This window comes from Ensifer sp. Root954 (assembly GCF_001429005.1).
Classification (GTDB): Bacteria; Pseudomonadota; Alphaproteobacteria; order Rhizobiales; family Rhizobiaceae; genus Ensifer; species Ensifer adhaerens.
In genome coordinates this window covers 26,061-45,548 of the sequence record NZ_LMJM01000014.1, presented here as the reverse complement: position 1 = coordinate 45,548, position 19,488 = coordinate 26,061, and the positions used below count along the sequence as shown (strand labels likewise).

17 protein-coding genes are annotated in these 19,488 nt (G+C 61.9%); 5 read left to right on the top strand and 12 right to left on the bottom strand.

All coding sequences use genetic code 11. The features are described from left to right. Nucleotides 1–69: 69 nt before the first annotated feature. The 3 genes from ASE71_RS07520 to uvrA are packed head-to-tail and all read right to left on the bottom strand — an operon-like array spanning nucleotide 70 to nucleotide 4,334. On the bottom strand, nucleotides 70–873 hold the full coding sequence (locus ASE71_RS07520; protein ID WP_034791394.1) for a DUF72 domain-containing protein: 804 nt from the start codon (nucleotides 871–873) through the stop codon (nucleotides 70–72). A gap of 42 nt (nucleotides 874–915) precedes the next feature. Further along, nucleotides 916–1,368, bottom strand: a complete 453-nt coding sequence (locus ASE71_RS07515) for a GNAT family N-acetyltransferase (protein ID WP_060517416.1) — start codon at nucleotides 1,366–1,368, stop codon at nucleotides 916–918. Nucleotides 1,369–1,412: 44 nt separating this feature from the next. Then, a complete protein-coding gene (gene uvrA, locus ASE71_RS07510) occupies nucleotides 1,413–4,334 on the bottom strand; it encodes an excinuclease ABC subunit UvrA (protein ID WP_060517127.1) in 2,922 nt (973 codons plus the stop codon). Nucleotides 4,335–4,613: 279 nt separating this feature from the next. Here uvrA and ASE71_RS07505 point away from each other — a divergent pair, with 279 nt between their 5' ends. Further along, nucleotides 4,614–5,174 carry a single-stranded DNA-binding protein gene (locus tag ASE71_RS07505; RefSeq protein ID WP_034791264.1) on the top strand — a complete coding sequence of 187 codons (561 nt, stop codon included), beginning with the start codon at nucleotides 4,614–4,616 and terminating at the stop codon, nucleotides 5,172–5,174. Between the two features lie 113 nt (nucleotides 5,175–5,287). Here ASE71_RS07505 and ASE71_RS07500 read toward each other — a convergent pair whose 3' ends face one another. Next, the gene (locus ASE71_RS07500) at nucleotides 5,288–5,917 is read right to left on the bottom strand and encodes a MarC family protein (protein ID WP_034791266.1); all 630 of its coding nucleotides are present in this window, start codon (nucleotides 5,915–5,917) and stop codon (nucleotides 5,288–5,290) included. 421 nt (nucleotides 5,918–6,338) lie between these two features. Between ASE71_RS07500 and gyrA the strand changes: the two genes are divergently transcribed. Further along, nucleotides 6,339–9,119, top strand: a complete 2,781-nt coding sequence (gyrA, locus tag ASE71_RS07495) for a DNA gyrase subunit A (RefSeq protein ID WP_034791267.1) — start codon at nucleotides 6,339–6,341, stop codon at nucleotides 9,117–9,119. A gap of 101 nt (nucleotides 9,120–9,220) precedes the next feature. Here gyrA and ASE71_RS07490 read toward each other — a convergent pair whose 3' ends face one another. Beyond that, nucleotides 9,221–10,135, bottom strand: coding sequence for a LysR family transcriptional regulator (locus tag ASE71_RS07490; RefSeq protein WP_412523727.1), 915 nt, complete (start codon nucleotides 10,133–10,135; stop codon nucleotides 9,221–9,223). Nucleotides 10,136–10,236: 101 nt separating this feature from the next. Between ASE71_RS07490 and ASE71_RS07485 the strand changes: the two genes are divergently transcribed. Beyond that, nucleotides 10,237–11,244 carry an NAD-dependent epimerase/dehydratase family protein gene (locus ASE71_RS07485; RefSeq protein ID WP_034791269.1) on the top strand — a complete coding sequence of 336 codons (1,008 nt, stop codon included), beginning with the start codon at nucleotides 10,237–10,239 and terminating at the stop codon, nucleotides 11,242–11,244. Between the two features lie 45 nt (nucleotides 11,245–11,289). On the opposite strand, the gene ASE71_RS07480 is transcribed toward ASE71_RS07485, so the two are convergent. Beyond that, complete coding sequence (locus tag ASE71_RS07480; protein ID WP_082566343.1) at nucleotides 11,290–12,162, bottom strand: lytic transglycosylase domain-containing protein; 873 nt, start codon at nucleotides 12,160–12,162, stop codon at nucleotides 11,290–11,292. A 178-nt stretch (nucleotides 12,163–12,340) separates the two neighbouring features. After that, entirely contained in the window at nucleotides 12,341–12,850 is a 510-nt protein-coding gene (locus tag ASE71_RS07475) for a GNAT family N-acetyltransferase (protein WP_034791281.1), read from the bottom strand. A 37-nt stretch (nucleotides 12,851–12,887) separates the two neighbouring features. Between ASE71_RS07475 and ASE71_RS07470 the strand changes: the two genes are divergently transcribed. Next, entirely contained in the window at nucleotides 12,888–13,457 is a 570-nt protein-coding gene (locus ASE71_RS07470) for a helix-turn-helix domain-containing protein (protein WP_034791283.1), read from the top strand. Between the two features lie 2 nt (nucleotides 13,458–13,459). On the opposite strand, the gene ASE71_RS07465 is transcribed toward ASE71_RS07470, so the two are convergent. The 5 genes from ASE71_RS07465 to trxB form a co-directional block, all read right to left on the bottom strand. Further along, nucleotides 13,460–14,263 carry an aminoglycoside phosphotransferase family protein gene (locus ASE71_RS07465; RefSeq protein ID WP_034791415.1) on the bottom strand — a complete coding sequence of 268 codons (804 nt, stop codon included), beginning with the start codon at nucleotides 14,261–14,263 and terminating at the stop codon, nucleotides 13,460–13,462. 63 nt (nucleotides 14,264–14,326) lie between these two features. Further along, on the bottom strand, nucleotides 14,327–15,448 hold the full coding sequence (locus ASE71_RS07460) for an alkene reductase (protein WP_034791286.1): 1,122 nt from the start codon (nucleotides 15,446–15,448) through the stop codon (nucleotides 14,327–14,329). A 44-nt stretch (nucleotides 15,449–15,492) separates the two neighbouring features. Further along, nucleotides 15,493–15,783 carry an ArsR/SmtB family transcription factor gene (locus tag ASE71_RS07455; RefSeq protein ID WP_034791288.1) on the bottom strand — a complete coding sequence of 97 codons (291 nt, stop codon included), beginning with the start codon at nucleotides 15,781–15,783 and terminating at the stop codon, nucleotides 15,493–15,495. A 614-nt stretch (nucleotides 15,784–16,397) separates the two neighbouring features. Beyond that, nucleotides 16,398–17,294 carry a LysR family transcriptional regulator VtlR gene (locus ASE71_RS07450; protein WP_034791460.1) on the bottom strand — a complete coding sequence of 299 codons (897 nt, stop codon included), beginning with the start codon at nucleotides 17,292–17,294 and terminating at the stop codon, nucleotides 16,398–16,400. A gap of 116 nt (nucleotides 17,295–17,410) precedes the next feature. Beyond that, nucleotides 17,411–18,385 (bottom strand): thioredoxin-disulfide reductase, encoded by a 975-nt coding sequence (gene trxB / locus ASE71_RS07445; RefSeq protein ID WP_060517131.1) that lies wholly within the window; start codon nucleotides 18,383–18,385, stop codon nucleotides 17,411–17,413. 624 nt (nucleotides 18,386–19,009) lie between these two features. On the opposite strand from trxB, the gene ASE71_RS07440 reads away from it, so the two are divergent. Continuing rightward, the gene (locus ASE71_RS07440; protein ID WP_034791292.1) at nucleotides 19,010–19,480 is read left to right on the top strand and encodes an Lrp/AsnC family transcriptional regulator; all 471 of its coding nucleotides are present in this window, start codon (nucleotides 19,010–19,012) and stop codon (nucleotides 19,478–19,480) included. Nucleotides 19,481–19,488 lie beyond the last annotated feature (8 nt).

Here is a 19,488-nt window from a genome sequence, read left to right as displayed (position 1 = left end):
GGGGCTCTCGGGCGCGGATGCGCCCTAGGCGGGCCAGACGCGTCTGCGCGCGGTCTGGCCCTGCTGATCTCAATCGACGCGCTTTTGCAGCTCGCGTGCGCCATTCGGCGCATTCACCTTGCCCTCGGTGATGAAGTAGGCAAACACGTCACGCGGCTCCTTCTTGGCCGTGCGATCAGGCGCGCTTTTTTCGAGCCCACTCGGCTCGTCGCCCGCCGCAAACGCCTTGGCGCGCTCGGCCCAGAGGTCGAGCTTGTCGGCAGCATAGCAAGTCTTGATGTCGTCGCTGCCCTTTTGCAGGCGCAGATAGACAAAATCGGCAGTGACATCGGCGATCATCGGATAGTCCGCATGCTCGGCGAGCACCACGGCGACGCCGTATTTCTCCAACAGGGAGACAAAATCCGGAGACTGAAAGGTCGGGTTGCGGACCTCGACCACATGGCGCAGCGGCAAGCCGTCCTGCTTATCCGGCAGAAGCTTCAAAAAGCCTTCGAAATCGTCGGGCTCGAACTTCTTCGTCGGCGCGAACTGCCAGAGGATGGGGCCGAGATGAGGCCCAAGCTCGGTCAGTCCCTGCGTCAGGAATCGCTCCATGGATTCACCGGCTTCCGAGAGAACCTTGCGGTTGGTGACGAAGCGGCTCGCCTTCAGGGAGAAGATGAAATCATCGGGCACTTCCGACGCCCACTTGGCGAAGGTCTCCGGCTTCTGCGACGAATAGTAGGTGCCGTTCACCTCGATTGCCCGCAACTGCTTGCCGGCATATTCGAGCTGCCGCTTCTTTGCCAGCGTGTCGGGATAGAAGGTGCCTTCCCAGGGCTCGAAGGTCCAGCCGCCGATACCAACGCGGATCTTTCCGGATTTTGCCATGCCATCCTCCTCAACAACGGCCATCGCTTGACCGCGTGCTTTTCAGTCTTTGATCGATTTCGTCATGTCCACGAGTGTCCACCCTGGACGATAGGGATTGGGTCGGCGACCCGTTTCTTGAAATCCATAGGCGCGATAGAGCGCGATGTTTCGCTCCATGCGTGAATTGGTGTAGAGCCGCACCTCCGGCAAGCCCCACTCAGCCGCTTTGGCATCCACGAAGCGCAGCAATTCGATGCCGAACCCCTGGCGCTGATAGGCCGGGGCAACCGCAAGGCTGAAGATCATAAGGTGATCGGCGTGCCGTTCGAAAACGGCAAGCGCCGAGACAACCTCATCTCGCTCCCGAAGCCAGACCTCGTCGCGAAGGATGCGAGGCGCGTAGTCCTCGGTGACCGGGAGCGGCGGCCCACCAAAGAGCGTCCGATAGGGCTCATAGGCCGCCTCCGTCACGCTTTGCACAGCGGCCAGATCTTCCAGACGAGCAGGCCGCATCATGCCGTGATCACTCCTAAAGCGCGCCGACCAGATCGACAGACTTACTCTGCTGCTTCGACCTTCTTCATCGGCCGGCGCTCCAGCAGCTCCTTCAGGAACTGGCCGGTATAGGACCGCTTTTCCTTGACCACGTCTTCCGGCGTGCCCTTGGCGATGACTTCGCCGCCGCCGTCGCCGCCTTCAGGGCCGAAGTCGATCACCCAGTCGGCAGTCTTGATGACTTCGAGATTGTGCTCGATGACGACGACCGAATTGCCCTGGTTGACGAGCTCATGCAGAACTTCAAGAAGCTTTGCGACATCGTGGAAATGCAGGCCGGTGGTCGGCTCGTCGAGAATGTAGAGCGTGCGACCGGTCGAGCGCTTCGACAGTTCCTTGGCGAGCTTGACGCGCTGGGCCTCACCGCCCGAGAGCGTGTTGGCCTGCTGGCCGACCTTGATATAGCCGAGGCCGACCTGGTTGAGCGTGACGAGCTTGTCGCGCACCGAGGGAACGGCGGCGAAAAAGTCGACGCCTTCCTCGACGGTCATGTCGAGCACGTCGGCGATCGACTTGCCCTTGAAATGCACGTCGAGCGTTTCGCGGTTGTAGCGCCTGCCGTGGCAGACGTCGCAGGTGACGTAGACATCCGGCAGGAAGTGCATCTCGATCTTGATGACGCCGTCGCCTTGGCAGGCCTCGCAGCGGCCGCCCTTGACATTGAAGGAGAAGCGGCCCGGCTGATATCCGCGTGCCTTGGCTTCCGGCAGGCCGGCGAACCAGTCACGGATCGGCGTGAAGGCGCCGGTATAGGTTGCCGGGTTCGAGCGCGGGGTACGACCGATCGGCGACTGGTCGATGTCGATCACCTTGTCGATATGCTCGAAGCCATCGATGCGGTCGTGCTCGGCCGGGTTTTCGCGCGCGCCCATGATGCGGCGGGCGGCGGCCTTGTAGAGCGTCTCGATCAGGAAGGTCGACTTGCCGCCGCCGGAGACACCGGTAACGGCGGTGAAGACGCCGAGCGGGATCGAGGCGGTGACGTTCTTCAGGTTGTTGGCGCGGGCGCCGACGACGGTGATTTCCTTTTTCTTCTTCGGCTTGCGGCGTTCGGAGGGAACGGCAACCGAAAGCTCGCCGGACAGATACTTTCCGGTCAGCGATTTCGGATTGGCCATGATGTCCGACGGCGACCCTTGCGCGATGACTTCGCCGCCATGGATGCCGGCAGCCGGGCCGATATCGACGACATAGTCGGACGTCAGGATCGCGTCTTCGTCATGTTCGACGACGATCACCGTGTTGCCGATGTCGCGCAGATGCCGAAGCGTGTCCAGCAGGCGGGCGTTGTCGCGCTGGTGCAAGCCGATCGACGGCTCGTCGAGCACGTAGAGAACGCCGGTGAGGCCGGAGCCGATCTGCGAGGCCAGCCGAATGCGCTGGCTTTCACCGCCTGAGAGCGTTCCGGAATTGCGCGACAGGCTCAGATATTCGAGACCGACGTCGTTGAGGAAGCGCAGTCGGTCACGGATCTCCTTCAGGATGCGGACGGCGATTTCGTTCTGCTTGGCATTCAGATGCTCCGGCAGGACCTCGAACCAGTCGCGTGCAACGCGGATCGACATTTCGGTCACCTGACCGATATGCAGCTTGTCGATCTTGACCGCCAGCGCCTCCGGCTTCAGGCGGAAACCGGCGCAAGCCGGGCAGGGCGCAGCCGACATGTAGCGCTCGATCTCCTCGCGCGCCCAGGCGCTGTCGGTTTCCTTCCAGCGGCGCTCGAGGTTGGGCACGATGCCCTCGAAGTTCTTGGTGGTGTTGTAGGAGCGGGCACCGTCCTCGTAATGGAAGACGATCTTCTCTTCCGTTCCGTGCAGGATCGCGGTCTGTGCCGCAGTCGACAGCTCGTTCCAGCGGCTGCCGAGTTTGAAGCCAAAGACCTTGCCGAGCGCTTCCAGCGTCTGGTTGTAGTATGGAGAGGAGGATTTCGCCCAGGGCGCAATTGCGCCGTCGCGCAGCGTCCGGTGCTCTTCCGGCACGATCAGCGCCGTGTCGATCTTCTGCTGGCTGCCGAGACCGTCGCAGGTCGGGCACGCGCCGAAGGGGTTGTTGAACGAGAACAGCCGCGGCTCGATCTCGGAAATGGTGAAGCCGGAAACCGGGCAGGCGAACTTTTCCGAAAACAGCACGCGCTCGTGGGTTTCGTTCAGCGACTTGTTGGCCGAGCCGCCGGCAGCGGTCTCTTCGGGTGGCAGCGGCTTGTCGGCGAATTCGGCGACTGCGAGGCCATCGGCGAGCGTCAGGCAGGTCTCAAGGCTGTCGGCAAGGCGCGAGGCGAGGTCGGGCCGCACGACCACGCGGTCGACCACGACGTCGATGTCATGCTTGTACTTCTTGTCGAGTGCGGGCACCTCGGCGATCTCGTAGAAGGTGCCGTCGACCTTGACGCGCTGAAAGCCCTTCTTCATCAGCTCGGCGAGTTCTTTCTTGTACTCGCCCTTGCGGCCGCGCACGAGCGGCGCAAGAATATAGAGGCGCGTGCCTTCGCCGAATTCGAGCACCCGGTCGACCATCTGGCTCACCGTCTGGCTTTCGATCGGCAGACCCGTCGCCGGCGAATAGGGCACGCCGACGCGCGCAAAGAGCAGGCGCATATAGTCGTAGATTTCGGTGACGGTACCGACCGTCGAGCGCGGATTGCGCGACGTCGTCTTCTGCTCGATCGAGATCGCCGGAGACAGGCCGTCGATCTGGTCGACGTCCGGCTTCTGCATCATCTCGAGGAACTGGCGCGCATAGGCCGAAAGGCTTTCGACATAGCGACGCTGGCCTTCGGCATAGATCGTATCGAAAGCAAGCGACGACTTGCCCGAGCCGGAAAGGCCGGTCATCACGATCAGCTTGTTGCGCGGCAGATCGAGGTCGATGCCTTTCAGATTGTGCTCGCGCGCACCACGAATGGAGATGGTCTTGAGTTCACTCATCGGAAGCCAGCTTTTGCATGTCGGTTGAAAGCCCCCTATGTAATGACGCTAACGCCCATGTCGAGGCGCAATCGGCAAAACAGGCGGCCAATTCGAGTCGGTTGACAGGATCATAGCCAAATACTAGAACAAATAAAGAACAAATCGCCCATAAAACGACCAAAACTGTTGTGGATTATGTGCGAGGCGGGGCGTATCGGCGGCATCAGGCCGCTAAGATGCGCGCTCTTGAAATTCCAAGCCGGGTCCATGGCCCGGTGAAACCACGGGAAAAGCAACATGGCTGGAAGCGTCAACAAGGTGATCTTGATCGGAAATGTCGGGGCAGACCCGGAAATCCGGCGCACGCAGGACGGCCGGCCGATCGCCAACCTGCGCATTGCAACGTCGGAGACCTGGCGCGACCGCAACAGCGGTGAGCGCAAGGAAAAGACCGAATGGCACACGGTCGTGGTCTTCAACGAAGGCCTCTGCAAGGTTGTCGAGCAATATGTGAAGAAGGGCGCCAAGCTCTACATCGAGGGCGCGCTGCAGACCCGCAAGTGGCAGGACCAGAACGGCAACGACCGTTACTCGACCGAAGTCGTGCTGCAGGGCTTCAACTCGACGCTGACCATGCTTGACGGCCGCGGCGAAGGCGGCGGCTCCGGTGTCAGCCGTGGCGGCGGCGGTGGAGCGGGTGACTTCGGCGGCGGCGGCAACTATGGCGGCGGCGGTTACGACGATTACGACCAGCCGCGCCAGTCCTCTGGCGGCGGTCGCTCGGGCGGTGGCCAGGGCGGTCAAGGCGGCCAGGGCGGCGGCTTCTCGCGCGACATGGACGACGATATCCCGTTCTGATCGCAAGCGGATCCTGTTTACAGAAAAAAACGCCACGTCCTCGGGACGTGGCGTTTTTCGTTTCCGGTCTACTTCGACTGCATCGGGCGAAGGATGCGCCCAGCCATCCGACCTCAGGTCGTCATCGCGGATTTGACGCCGTCGACGACGAACTGCACCGCGAGTGCTGCCAGGATTACGCCGAGCAGTCGGGTGAGGATGGCGCGGCCGGTGACGCCGAGAAAGCGATCGACGCGTTCAGCGATGACCAGCGCCAGAAACAGGCTGAGCATCGACAGCGCGATGACGATCAGGAGCTGAGTGCGCTCGACAGCGGTCGGGAACGAGCCGGCAAGCAGGATCGTTGCCGAAATCGCGCCCGGCCCGGCAATGAGCGGCAGGGCCAGCGGGAAGACCGCGATGTTGTGAATGTGGTCCTTGACCGTCGCATTCTCGCCGGTCTTTTCCTTGCGCTCCTGGCGCTTCTCGAAAATCATCTCGAAGGCGATCCAGAAGAGCAGCAGGCCGCCGGCGATACGGAAGGCGCCGATCGAGATGCCGAGCAGGCCGAGGATGCTGTTTCCGAAGAGCGCAAAGGCCGCCAGGATGAAGAAGGCGATCAGCGAGCCACGGGTGGCCACCTGAAAGCGCTCCTGCCGGCTGAGGCCGACCGTGAGGCTCAGGAAGATCGGCGCGAGGCCAGGCGGATCGAGCGTGACGAGAAGCGTCGTCAGCGCATTGACCAGGAGGTCGACATTGAACATCCGTTTCCCCTTCCGGATTTTGCCCCGGGTTTTCCCGGTGGCATGTCTACATTGTTAGGCAAGCAGCCGGGCATTGGGAAGGGGCAGACAAACAAAGTCTCAGCAATGACTTAATCAGCAATCGCTGCGAGCGTAGAGGCTGGAAATCCGCGGCGCAGCGGGCTTTGACGGACAGGGTCTTCCGATTTCCGGCGCGATGCCCTAGAAAAGCCTGCTCCGGCGGCAAAAGACTGTTCACAACTGCTGTGCGGCTCATCGATCCCGATCGGGATAACTGGGTGAATCGTACAGCGAATCAAGGCATTACAAAGACATCTTCACAGTCCGGGGGGCAAGTGGCGCCAAAGGCCGCAAATTGGCGCTTCCGATGGCAATCCGCTATAAATATCCGACTGATTCTGAACAAAGATCGTGATCACCATTGACTGAGCAAAGCACCCCCGGCGGCGGAAAAACTCCGCCAGGCATCGAGCCGATTTCCATCATCGAGGAAATGCAGCGGTCCTATCTCGATTACGCGATGAGCGTTATCGTCAGCCGCGCGCTTCCCGACGTGCGTGACGGTCTGAAACCCGTGCACCGCCGCATCCTCTACGGGATGAGCGAGCTCGGCATCGACTGGAACAAGAAATACGTCAAATGCGCCCGTGTGACCGGGGACGTGATGGGTAAGTACCACCCGCACGGCAACGCCGCGATCTACGACGCGCTGGCACGCATGGCGCAGGACTGGTCGCTCCGCCTGCCGCTGATCGACGGCCAGGGCAACTTCGGTTCGGTCGACGGCGACCCGCCGGCGGCCGAGCGCTACACCGAATGCCGCCTGCAGAAGGCCGCGCATTCGCTGCTCGACGATCTCGACAAGGAAACGGTCGACTTCCGCGACAACTATGACGGCACCCTGCAGGAGCCGGCGGTCGTTCCCGCGAAGTTCCCGAACCTGCTCGTCAACGGCGCCGGCGGTATTGCCGTCGGCATGGCGACGAACATTCCGCCGCACAACCTGGTCGAAGTCATCAACGGCTGCATGGCGCTGATCGACAATCCGGCGATCGAACTGCCGGAACTGATGGAAATCATCCCCGGCCCGGATTTCCCGACTGGCGCGCTGATCCTTGGCCGCTCGGGCATCCGCTCGGCCTATGAGACCGGCCGCGGCTCCGTCATCATGCGCGGCCGCGCCCATATCGAGCCGATGCGCGGCGACCGCGAGCAGATCATCATCACCGAGATCCCGTTCCAGGTGAACAAGGCGACGATGATCGAGAAGATGGCCGAGCTGGTCCGCGAGAAGCGTATCGAAGGCATCTCGGACCTGCGTGACGAATCGGACCGCCAGGGCTACCGCGTCGTCATCGAACTGAAGCGCGATGCCAATGCCGATGTCATCCTGAACCAGCTTTACCGCTACACGCCGCTGCAGACCTCGTTTGGCTGCAACATGGTGGCACTGAACGGCGGCAAGCCCGAGCACATGACGCTGCTCGACATGCTGCGTGCCTTTGTCTCGTTCCGCGAGGAAGTTGTTAGCCGGCGTACGAAATACCTGCTGCGCAAGGCGCGTGACCGTGCCCATGTGCTCGTCGGTCTTGCCATCGCGGTTGCCAACATCGACGAAATCATCAAGCTCATCCGCCATGCGCCCGACCCGCAGACGGCGCGCGAGCAGTTGATGGAGCGCCGCTGGCCGGCCCATGACGTCGAGAGCCTCATCCGCCTCATCGACGACCCGCGCCACCGCATCAACGAGGACGGCACCTACAACCTCTCGGAAGAGCAGGCCCGCGCCATCCTCGACCTGCGCCTGCAGCGCCTGACAGCGCTCGGCCGCGACGAAATCGGCGACGAACTCAACAAGATCGGCGAGGAAATCAAGGATTACCTCGACATCCTGTCGTCGCGCCTGCGTATCATGAGCATCGTCAAGGACGAACTCGTCGCCATCCGCGACGAGTTCGGCACCCCGCGCCGGTCCGAGATCATGGAAGGCGGCCCCGACATGGACGATGAGGATCTCATCGCCCGTGAAGACATGGTCGTGACCGTCTCGCATCTCGGCTACATCAAACGCGTGCCGCTGACGACCTACCGCGCGCAGCGCCGTGGCGGCAAGGGCCGTTCGGGCATGGCGACCCGGGACGAGGATTTCGTTACCCGGCTATTCGTTGCCAATACCCATACGCCGGTTCTGTTCTTCTCCTCGCGTGGCATCGTCTACAAGGAGAAGGTCTGGCGCCTGCCGATCGGCACGCCGCAATCGCGCGGCAAGGCTCTGATCAACATGCTGCCGCTGGAACCCGGCGAACGCATCACCACGATCATGCCGCTGCCCGAGGATGAGGCAACCTGGGAAAACCTCGACGTCATGTTCTCGACGACCCGCGGCACGGTTCGCCGCAACAAGCTGTCGGACTTCGTCCAGGTCAACCGCAACGGCAAGATCGCGATGAAGCTCGAGGAAGAGGGCGACGAGATTCTCTCCGTCGACACCTGTACGGAGCATGACGACGTCATGCTGACGACAGCGCTCGGCCAGTGCATCCGCTTCCCGGTCGACGACGTGCGCGTCTTTGCGGGCCGCAACTCGATCGGCGTTCGTGGCATCAATCTCGGCGACGGCGACCGCATCATCTCGATGGCGATCCTTGGCCATGTCGAGGCCGAACCGTGGGAGCGTGCCGCCTATCTCAAGCGCGCTGCGGCGGAACGTCGGGCGACGAACGGCGACGAGGAAGAAATCGCTCTGGTCGGCGAGGAAGTCGCTGACGGCGGAGAACTGTCGAACGAACGCTTCGAGGAACTGAAGGCACGCGAACAGTTCGTGCTGACGGTCTCGGAGAAGGGCTTCGGCAAGCGCTCGTCGTCCTACGATTTCCGGACTTCGGGCCGTGGCGGCAAGGGCATCCGCGCCACCGACACCTCGAAGACGACGGAAATTGGCGTGCTCGTCGCGGCCTTCCCGATCGAAGACAACGACCAGATCATGCTTGTATCCGACGGCGGCCAATTGATCCGCGTGCCGATCAATGGCGTCCGGCTTGCGAGCCGCGCGACCAAGGGCGTTACCATCTTCTCGACCGCCAAGGACGAGAAGGTCGTTTCGGTCGAGCGCATCAGCGAACCGGAAAGCGACGAAGAGGAAGGCGAAGAGGCGGCCGTCGAGAACGGCGCAGCGGAAACGCCAGCCGAATCCGAGGATTAAGCGCTAGACTTGAAGTGCCAAGGAAACTGAAAGCCCGCCATTTTGGCGGGCTTTTTCGTGCGTAGGACTAGTATCGAGCAGCAGCGGGAGGTGTCTGAAAGTCAGATTTCGGTATTCGCGTCTGCATGCGCAGTGCCACGAATATAGGCCCGCAGTCCCGCGGCAAGTGCGTCGAACGTGACGCGACAGCGGGGAGCCGTCTTCAGGTTCTCATGCATCACCAGCCAGGTATCGAGCTTCATCTCGAACAAGCCGGGCAGCACTGGGAGCAGGTCGGGGTCGCGTGCCGCAAGTCCGCTCTGGCAGATTCCGACGCCGAAGCCGGCGCGGATTGCGGCCAATTGGGCAAGATTGCTGTCGGCCCTCAGCGCAAAGCGTGTGGCCGGCAGTTCGGGCGAGCGGGCGATGATCGCCCGGATCGCCGCAGTCTCTCGGTCGTAACCGATCAGGCTGTGATTGCTAAGGTCTGCCAGTGTCTGCGGCATGCCGCGTCGCTCAATGTAGCGGCGATGGGCGTGAAAGCCTAAGGGAACCGCGCCGAGATGTCGGGCGATTAGCGCATCCTGTGCGGGCGCCACCATGCGCACCGCGATATCGGCCTCCTGGCGCAAGAGGTCCTCGACCGTGTCCGAGGCGGAAAGCTCGATCGTCAATGCAGGATAGGCGGCGTGCAGTTCTGAAAGGATCGGCGGCAGGACCTCGATGCCGATGACTTCGCTAGCGCTGATACGCACAGTGCCGCTGACCGTATCGCGCCGGCCCGACGCCGCGCGCAAGAGCGCAGCCGATGTCGCGGCGAGCGTCTCGGCATAGGGCTTGAGTGCCAGCGCGGCGTCGGTCGGCAACAGACCGTGCGGCGAGCGCACGAACAGCGGATAGCCGAGTGTCGCTTCCATGGCGTCCACGTGCCGGCCAACGGTCGGTTGCGTCAGGCCAAGCTCGCGGGCGGCGGCTGACAACGATCCCTCCTTAAGCACGGCGAGGAATGTTCGGTAGAAATCCCAGCTCAAATCCATCTTGCTCATGGATTTCAGTATAGCTACGCAAGATTTTTCGGCAATTCCGTTTAGCTCGTGAATGCGTGATCCTGCCTTCATCGAAACGGATGGAGTGTGACATGACCGAGATGCAGCAGAGAACAAGACGTGTGCTGGTGCTCGGCGCGACGGGCGGTATCGGCAGCGCCGTCGCCCGTGGGCTCCGCAGGCGCGGCTGGCAGGTGCGTGCCTTGAACCGAAACGCCGCGACGACGGCGCAGGCCGAGCCGGCGTTCGACTGGCGGCAAGGCGATGCCATGAACGCGGACGACGTTCGCACTGCTGCCGAAGGGGTGGATCTGATCGTGCACGCGGTCAATCCGTCGGGTTACCGCAATTGGGGCACCTTGGTGCTGCCGATGCTGGACAATACGATCGCCGCGGCCAAGTCCACCGGTGCACGCATCCTCTTACCGGGAACGATCTACAATTTCGGCCGCGACGCCTTTCCCGTCCTAACGGAGGACGCGCCGCAGAACCCGGATACCGACAAGGGTCTGATCCGCAGGGAGATGGAGCGCCGTCTGAAGGACGCTTCGGAGGCAGGTGTCGGCGTCATCATCGTGAGGGCAGGCGACTTCTTCGGTCCCGGTGCGGCCAATAACTGGTTTTCGCAAGGGCTGGTAAAGCCGGGCAGAGCGTTGGGCGCGATTTCCTACCCGGGCCGCGAGGGGATCGGCCACCAATGGGCCTATCTGCCCGATGTCGCCGAAACCATGATCCGCCTCGTCGAGCGCGCCGAGGACCTGCCGCCTTTCGCCGTTTACCACATGCGCGGCTTCCTCGACCGCAATGGAACCGAGATGATCGCGGCGATCCGCCGGGTTGTCGGCAAGCCGGCGCTTCCCGTCCGGGCCTTCCCGTGGTGGCTGATCGACTTGGCTTCGCCCTTCGTTCCGCTCTTCAGGGAGTTGCGCAAGATGCGCTATCTCTGGCGCGAACCGTTGAGAATGCCGAACGAGCGGCTGCTTGCCGTGCTCGGCGAAGAGCCGCACACGCCGATCGACGAGGCGGTTGCAACGACGCTCGTCGGACTTGGTTGCCTGAACGCCCCGCGGGCGCTTCCGCAAGGGATTGCCGCAGGCTAGCGCGCGCGCATGTCAGGATCAATTTCGGGCAGGCCTCGATAGCAGTCAGTTCCGGAAGACGAGGCAAGCGCCGCCGCTCTTGCGGATGGTGGCGCAAAGCTTGTTCGCGTCCGCCTGGGTCTCGCGGCCGATGCGTGCGGCGTAGCGGATTCGCAGGCCGAAGCTGGCATTGCGCTCGCGCAGGAGAAGCGCCTTCTCGCTGCGGATCGGCTCCGGCAGGCGCTTGACGGCGCTGACGAACAGTCGCTGCGCCACTGATTTCTGGAAATGCGCGGCAAGCTGTACGCCCCAGGGCGCCCATTCGGCTTCGTCGATCACCTCGATGTCGCGGAGGTTGCGGGTGCTGGCGAGCGCCACACAGCCGTCGATGAAGCTCTTGTTCTTGTCGAGCGTCAGGTCGAGGATCTTCGGCGGATTGTCGCGCCAGTCCTCGACGCTGTAGGCGGTGATCGCGAGCACGTAGTTGCGCGTTTCCGCCGGCAGCCAATCGACCTCGAGAAAACGCTCCAGCCCGTTCTCGCCGGCATTGTAGGCGGCAGCCGCATAGCCGAGATTGCCGTAGCGCGACTTCAGTTCGTTCAGATACTCTGCCGACTTGCCGAGCGCCTCGACGACATCGAAGCTGTTGTTGAGCCCTCGCATCTTCGCCGTTCCCGGCATGAATTGCGCGATGCCTTCGGCACCCTTGGGGCTGACGGCATTGGGCCGGAACAGGCTTTCGCGCCAGATGAGCCGGGCGAAGAAGGCCGCGGGCAGGTCGTTGACCGTCGCATAGTGGTCGATCACGCCGCAGATATCGCGGGCGAAGTTTTCCTTGCTGATGCAGAGCGACTTGGCGGAGTCGGTGGCCGACGGGCCGGAATAGACGCACTTGGGCTGCGCGGCGAAGTCGTCGATACGAGCCTCTGCCTCGGTCATGTTTAATGCAGGAATGCTGGCAGCCAACGCCAGTGCCGCTCTCGCGACACGTGCCCAGGCGCCCGATCTGACCTTCCGCCGAAGACCCACGTCAAAATATTTCCAGAAACAGTCCTTGAAGGTTCATAGCATCTCCCGCCGCCTCGACAAACGGCCATTGTCGAGGCGCCGCCGCGGGTTAGCGCGGCGAGCCCGTCGGAAGCACCAGTTGCATGAATGTCAGATCAAGCCAGCGGCCGAACTTCGTGCCGACCTCACGCAGCCGGCCGGTATCCTCGAAACCCAGTTGGGCATGAAGGCGGATCGAGGCTGCGTTCTCCGATTCGATGCCGGCGATCATCACATGTTTGCCAAGCCGTTCGGCCTCGGCGATCAACGCGACCATGAGTTTCCGGCCGATGCCGCCACCGCGCCGATCCTTGTGAACATAGACGGAGTGCTCGACCGTATGGCGATAGCCATCGAAGGCGCGCCAATCGCCGAAGGACGCATAGCCGATGACATCGCCTTCCTCGCAGACCGCCACCAGCACAGGATAGCCCACGTCCGTGCGCGCCTTCAGCCAGGCCACGCGATTGGCGACATCGACCAGGGTCTCGTTCCAGATCGCCGTCGTGTTCGCCACGGCGTCGTTGTAGATCTCGCAGATGACTGGCATATCGTCTTGGATGGCCGCCCGGATCAGCATGCTTGCTCCTCGCATTCGTTCACTATATGACTACGATATGAATACTAAAGTAGACAGTCTGGATCAACGGCTCAGTGAACGAATTCGTCTGGAAAGAGAGGCGCGCGGCTGGTCACTGAGCGAGCTTTCGGAGCGATCAGGCGTCTCGCGCGCAATGATCCACAAGGTAGAGCGCGGCGATAGCAGCCCGACGGCGACGCTGCTGGCAAAGCTCGCCGGCGCTTTCGGGCTCACCATGTCCACTCTGATCGCTCGTGCGGAGATGAGCCAGGGCAGGCTGTCGCGGCGCCAGGATCAGGCGGTGTGGCGCGATCCGCAGACCGGATATCTTCGGCGCCATGTCTCGCCGATGTCGGACCTGCCGCTCGAGCTTGTCGAGGTTGAACTTCCGGCCGGCGCCGAGGTGCCGATCCCGGCATCCGCCTATGCGCTCCATCGCCGGTGGATATGGGTGACTGCGGGGCGCCTGACCTTCGTGGAAGGGCTGGAGACCCATACGCTCGGCATCGGGGATTGCCTGGAACTCGGCCCGCCGGAGGATTGCGTCTTCCGCAATGTCGGCGGAGAGACCTGTATCTACGCCGTCGTCCTGTTGCGGACGGGTTGAGCCTAGATGCCGAGCTCGGCGATGGCGATTCGCGCCATCGTAAGGTCATTCTCGACGCCGGAATCGTCATTGTCTTCCAGGAACCAGGCTGCGGAAAGCCCGGCATAGGCAAGCACCCAGTTGAGAATGCGCTGCGGGTGAAGCCCGGTCTCCTTCGCGACGATCGGCAGATGCCGCTGCAGCCGGCCCGGAGCGGTGACCAGGGGCAGTTCTGGATTGCAGAACAGGTTGGCGTAGTCGTAGCCGCGATCGCCGAGGACGCGTTTCGGATCGATCGCCAGCCAGCCGCGGTCGCCAAAATCGAGGATGTTGGCGTGGTGGACGTCGGCATGCAGCACGACCGGCGGTTCGGGATCTGCAAACAGGCTTTTCGCCGCCTCGAGCGCGCGGGCAAAGAGACCGCCTTGAGCGGGAGCAGCCGTCTCCAGGGAAGCGAACCATTTGTCGAGTGGCACGAGATCGCCGGGAACCGGTGTCGAGCGCGGCGCATGGAGCTCGGCGACGGTGCGGCAGATGATGCGCGTCACTTCCTCGTCGCTTCCGGTCATCGCCATGTGGAAGAGGTTGCGCTGGCTGTCCGTGCGCTCCATCAGCACCGCGTCGCCATCGGCTTCATAGACCTTTGCAGCGCCATGCCCGTTCCAGTAGAGCAGGGGCAGGCGACCATACTTCTCTTCCGGGTCCTCGGCGACCTTGAGCATCGCCTGCTGGCCGCGATAGCGGACGGGGTAAAGACGGCTGGAGGGGGTTACGATGACGTCGCCGTCAGGATGCAATGACCATTTTTCTGAATATAGCGAAAACATAAGCTCTTCATTCCCAAAGACAAATGCCCCGCCGAAGAGGCGGAGCATTGCCATGTGGGAGTGTCAGGCGACCTGTTCAAGGGCCGGATAGTCGGTATAGCCCTTGGCGCCACCACCGTAGAAGGTTGCCTGATCCGGCGTGTTGAGCGGCGCATCGCGCTTCAACCGTTCGACGAGATCCGGGTTGGCGATGAACGGCTTGCCGAAAGCGACGAGGTCGGCTTCGCCGTCCTTGACCGTCTTTACCGCGAGTGCCCTGTCATAGCCATTATTGGTCATCCAGGCAGCCTTGCCGCCGGCAGCGACATAGGTCGAACGCAGGGCGTCGTAGTCGAATGGCTGGTCGCCCTGCTGGTGGTCGCGCGGGCCGCCGGTCGCGCCTTCAATGATGTGGATATAGGCGAGGGGGTAGCGGGCGAGGTTCTTGACCACATGGCCGAACACCTCCTGCGGTTGCGGATCAAAGGCATCGTTGGCGGGAGTGACGGGCGAAAGGCGGATACCGACCCGGCCGGCGCCGATTTCATTCGTCACGGCATCCATGACCTCGAACAGGAAGCGGGCGCGGTTTTCGATCGAACCGCCGTAGGTATCCGTGCGGTGGTTCGAACCCGAACGCAGGAACTGGTCGATGAGATAGCCGTTGGCCGCATGGATCTCGATGCCATCGAAGCCGGCGTCGATCGCGGCGCGCGCAGCCTTGCGATAGTCCTCGACGATCGCTTCGATCTCGGCGGTCTCCAGTGCATGCGGCTCGGAGGTTTCGGCAAAGGAGCCAGTACCGTCCGAATTGACCAGATAGGTCTTCGACTTAGCGCGAACGGCCGACGGTGCAACAGGCTTGCCGCCACCCGGCTGCAGAGAATCATGCGAAATGCGGCCGACATGCCACATCTGGACGACGATCCGGCCGCCCTTGGCGTGCACTGCGTCCGTCACCTTGCGCCAGCCTTCAAGCGCTTCCGGCGTATAGAGGCCCGGAACGTCGGCATAGCCCTGGCCCTGCTGGGTGATCGCCGTTCCCTCCGAGATCAGCAGGCCTGCCGTCGCGCGCTGCTCGTAGTAGGTCACATTCAGGGTGTTCGGAACGGCGCCCGGGGATCGGTTGCGGGTCAGCGGCGCCATCACGATGCGGTTTTTCAGCGCGATGTCACCAATGGTGATGGGGTCGAAAAGCGAGGCCATGGGAGGTCCTTTCAGGGGGGGCTGCTTGGGAGAAGGTGGTTGATTCAGAGATCGCCGATGCTCTCGAGGAAGGCGGCGATCGTCTCTTCATCGCGGCGGTAGAAGATCCATTGGCCAACCTTGCGGGTTGTCACGAGGCCGGCGCGCTGAAGCACAGCGAGATGCGAGGAAACGGTCGACTGCGACAGGCCGCAGCGTTCGAACTGGCCGGCACATACGCCGAGATCGAGCGGATGCTCTTGGGTCGGAAAATGGCGCTGCGGCTCCTTCAGCCAGGCGAGGATGTTCACCCGCACGGGATGGGCAAGCGCCTTGAGGATTTCGTCTCGGTCCATGGTATATCGCCATATCGTGTTTTAACGATAGATGTATCGCTAAAACACGATATTCAAATCACAAGACCGTGAGCGTGCTGCAGGCAAAAAAAGAGGGCCTCAAGAAAACTTGGGCCCTTGTAGTTGTGAAGGTAATAAGAACCTCCAGAGGGGAACAGCTAATGCGGTGGCGGGGAGGAGAAGCCACCAAGAATGCATCAGCTGCATTTTAATATGGGAAGCGAAGTATCGGCTTTCAATAGCCGGCTGTGATTTTCGTCACGTTTCGCCTGTATCTAACAGTAGACAAAAAAAGAGGGCCACAAGATGACTTGGGCCCTTATAAGTTGTGAAGGTAATTAAACCTCCAGAGGGGAACAGCTGCTGCGGTGGCACTGGGAGGAGAAGCCACCAAAGATGCATCAGCTGAGTTTGGTATGCTGCTTTTTTGGGCGCGCAACAATCATTTTCTGTGCATGACAGCCATGTCATGCGCGCATCCCTGCCTATTTCTGCGGCGAACAATAAAAATGCGCCGCACAATAGAGACGGCGCATCCGTAATATCGATGTAAAAACAGATGGTTGGCGGCCTCTTGGGAAAATGCTCGGAAAATGAGCATTCGCCGAAGCGTCCTAAAAGTTCCAGTTGCGGGCCTTGGCGACGATGTAGTCGCGGAAGACCTTGAGCTTGGCTGCGTTCTTCATCTCGTCCGGATAGCAGAAATAGGTATCGAACGACGGGATGTCGGCGCTGATCGGCAGCTGGATGAGGCCAGGATCGCGACCGACGATATAGTCGGGCAGCATGGCGACGCCGATGCCGAGCAGGCAGGCGCGCTTGATCGAGGTCTGGCTGTTGATCTGCAGGTGCGACACGCGTGGATTGTCGGAATCGCGGCCGGCGATCTCGAGCCAGTTGACGTCGAGCAGATAGTTCGGCGCCGGCTCGCCGAAGGTGATGATGCGGTGGTTGTCGAGATCCTCGACTGACTGCGGCTCGCCATACTTGTTGATGTAGGACGGAGCTGCATAGACGTGCATGTGCACGGTGAAGAGCTTGCGCTGGATGAGGTCCGACTGCTGCGGCTGACGCAGGCGGATGGCACAATCCGCGTGGCGCATGTTCACGTCCAGCTCCTCATTGTCGAGGATGAGCTGAACCTGCACGTCCGGGTGCAGCGACATGAACTCCTGGATCTTGTCGGTGAGCCAGCCCTGGCCGAGTCCGACCGTCGTGGTGATGCGCAGCTTGCCGCTCGGCTTGTCCGTGGTTTCGCTCAGTTGGACCTTGACACTCTCGAGCTTCATCAGCACTTCATGCGCGGTGCGATAGAGGATCTCGCCCTGTTCGGTGAGGATCAGGCCGCGCGCATGGCGGTGGAACAGCTTGATGCCGACATCCTGCTCCAGCGAACTCACCTGCCGGCTGATCGCGGACTGCGAAAGATGAAGCTTGTCTGCCGCATGGGTGAACGACCCAGCCTCGGCCGCCGCGTGAAAAATGCGCAGTTTGTCCCAGTCCAGCGACATGTAGTCCCCCATAAGAAACCACTCCGGAAGACGGGGTCCTGTCTTCCGGGCGTGGCTGATGCATCTGTTCCCACACGGGCGAGGTGCCTCAGCGGCACCACCCCGATTCGCAGCTTCTATTCGGCTGCAATTGCGACGGGCATATGACCCGCCAGGTATTTCTCGGCCTCAAGCGCTGCCATGCAGCCCATGCCGGCCGCCGTAACCGCTTGACGGTAAATGTCGTCCGTCACGTCGCCTGCGGCAAAAACGCCGGGCACGTCGGTCGCCGTCGAATCGGCCGCGGTCCAAAGATAGCCGTTGGACTTCTGCCGAAGCTTGCCTTTGAAAAGCTCGACTGCCGGCGCGTGGCCGATCGCGACGAACACGCCGTCGGTGACCATGTCGGAGGTTTCGCCGGTCTTGGTGTTTCGCAGCTTCACGCCGTTGACGGAAGCGGGCATCGGCGGCTTGGCCGGCGCACCCAGATACTCGATGACCTCGTGATCCCAGATGACCTTGACGTTCGGCTTGGCGAACAGGCGCTCTTGCAGGATCTTCTCGGCGCGGAAGGAATCGCGGCGGTGAACGACAGTGACCGTCTTGGCGAGATTCGAGAGATAGAGCGCTTCCTCAACGGCCGAGTTGCCGCCGCCGACGACGATCACGTCCTTGTTGCGATAGAAGAAGCCGTCACAGGTGGCGCAGGCCGAGACGCCGAAGCCCATGAAGGTCGGTTCGGTCTCGATGCCGAGCCACTTGGCCTTGGCGCCGGTTGCGATGATCAGCGCGTCCGCCGTCCAGTCGTTACCGCTGTCGGTCTTGATGCGGAACGGGCGCACCGACAGGTCGACATCGGTCACGAGATCGTTGACGATCTCGGCGCCGACATGGGTCGCCTGCTTCAGCATCTGTTCCATCATCCACGGGCCTTGGACCGGATCGGCATAGCCCGGGTAGTTTTCGACGTCAGTCGTGATCATCAACTGGCCGCCCTGTTCCATACCGGCGATCAGTACGGGCTTGAGCATGGCGCGCGCCGTATAGATGGCGGCGGTATAGCCAGCCGGGCCGGAGCCGATGATCAGCACTTTCACGTGACGGGCAGTCATAATCTTGTCCTTCGCTCATCGGAGAGGATTGCCTCCTCATCCGATTCCATTGCGTCAATGGGAAATCGTCCCATACTTTAGGTATTCCCCACCATGACTTTCAAGAGCGCGCAGCCTGATACACACAAGTGCTTGAGCCTCAAGCCCGCTTTTGCCACCAGATGACGCGCTTAAGGCACAGGTGTCGGCCCGGCATCGATCCGCGCCTCGCGCCGACAATGGAGCGCTCTTCGCGTCGCTCCTGAAGATGTCCACCTCTATTTGCGCATCTACCGGGATCGCCAACGCCATTTTCCCGCGAATAGTCGGCCGGGCTGCTTGTTGTCCAGCGGGTTTGACGATATTTCACGCGGATTCACTTTGCTGGAGAAGCATATGGGGTTGAATGCCGGCCGTGCATGGTTGCACTGCGAAAGCGCTGCGCTCGGCCACGCACCGACTCGAGACGACCTTGCCCTTGACGAGCGCGCCTTGCTGAAAATCTCGACCGAGATGATCGCGGCAGCGCCGGGATAGGCAGACATCAGTCGACGTCGCCCGCCATCGGGGCAACCTCACCATCGGCAGACACAAGTTTTCGACTTTGCCTCGCGCTCAAAGTCACCACGAAAAGGACGAACGTTCATGACGAAACAAGTCGAGCTCGACGCTATCGATCTCAAGATCCTTCGCGAGCTCCAGCGTGATGGCCGGATGACCAATGTCGATCTCGCGCAAAGGGTCGGCATCTCCGCGCCGCCCTGCCTCCGGCGCGTGCGCAAGCTCGAAGAGACCGGCGTCATCAAGGGCTATCACGCACTGCTGAACGCACCGGCGCTCGGCTTCGATCTCGTCGCTTTCTGCATGGTCGGCCTGAAGCGTCAGTCGGAGGCCGACCTCAAGGCGTTCTCGGCCGCTACTGCAGAATGGCAGATCGTCCGGCAGGCCTGGACGGTTTCCGGCGAAAGCGACTTCCTGCTGCATTGTGTCGCCGAAAACCTCACGACTTTCCAGGATTTCGTCATCGAAGTGCTGACGGCCAATGAACGGGTCGACACGGTGCGCACGATGCTGACCATTCGCCAGGTCAAGGATATCGGCCTCGTCCAGATCTAAGGCCCGCC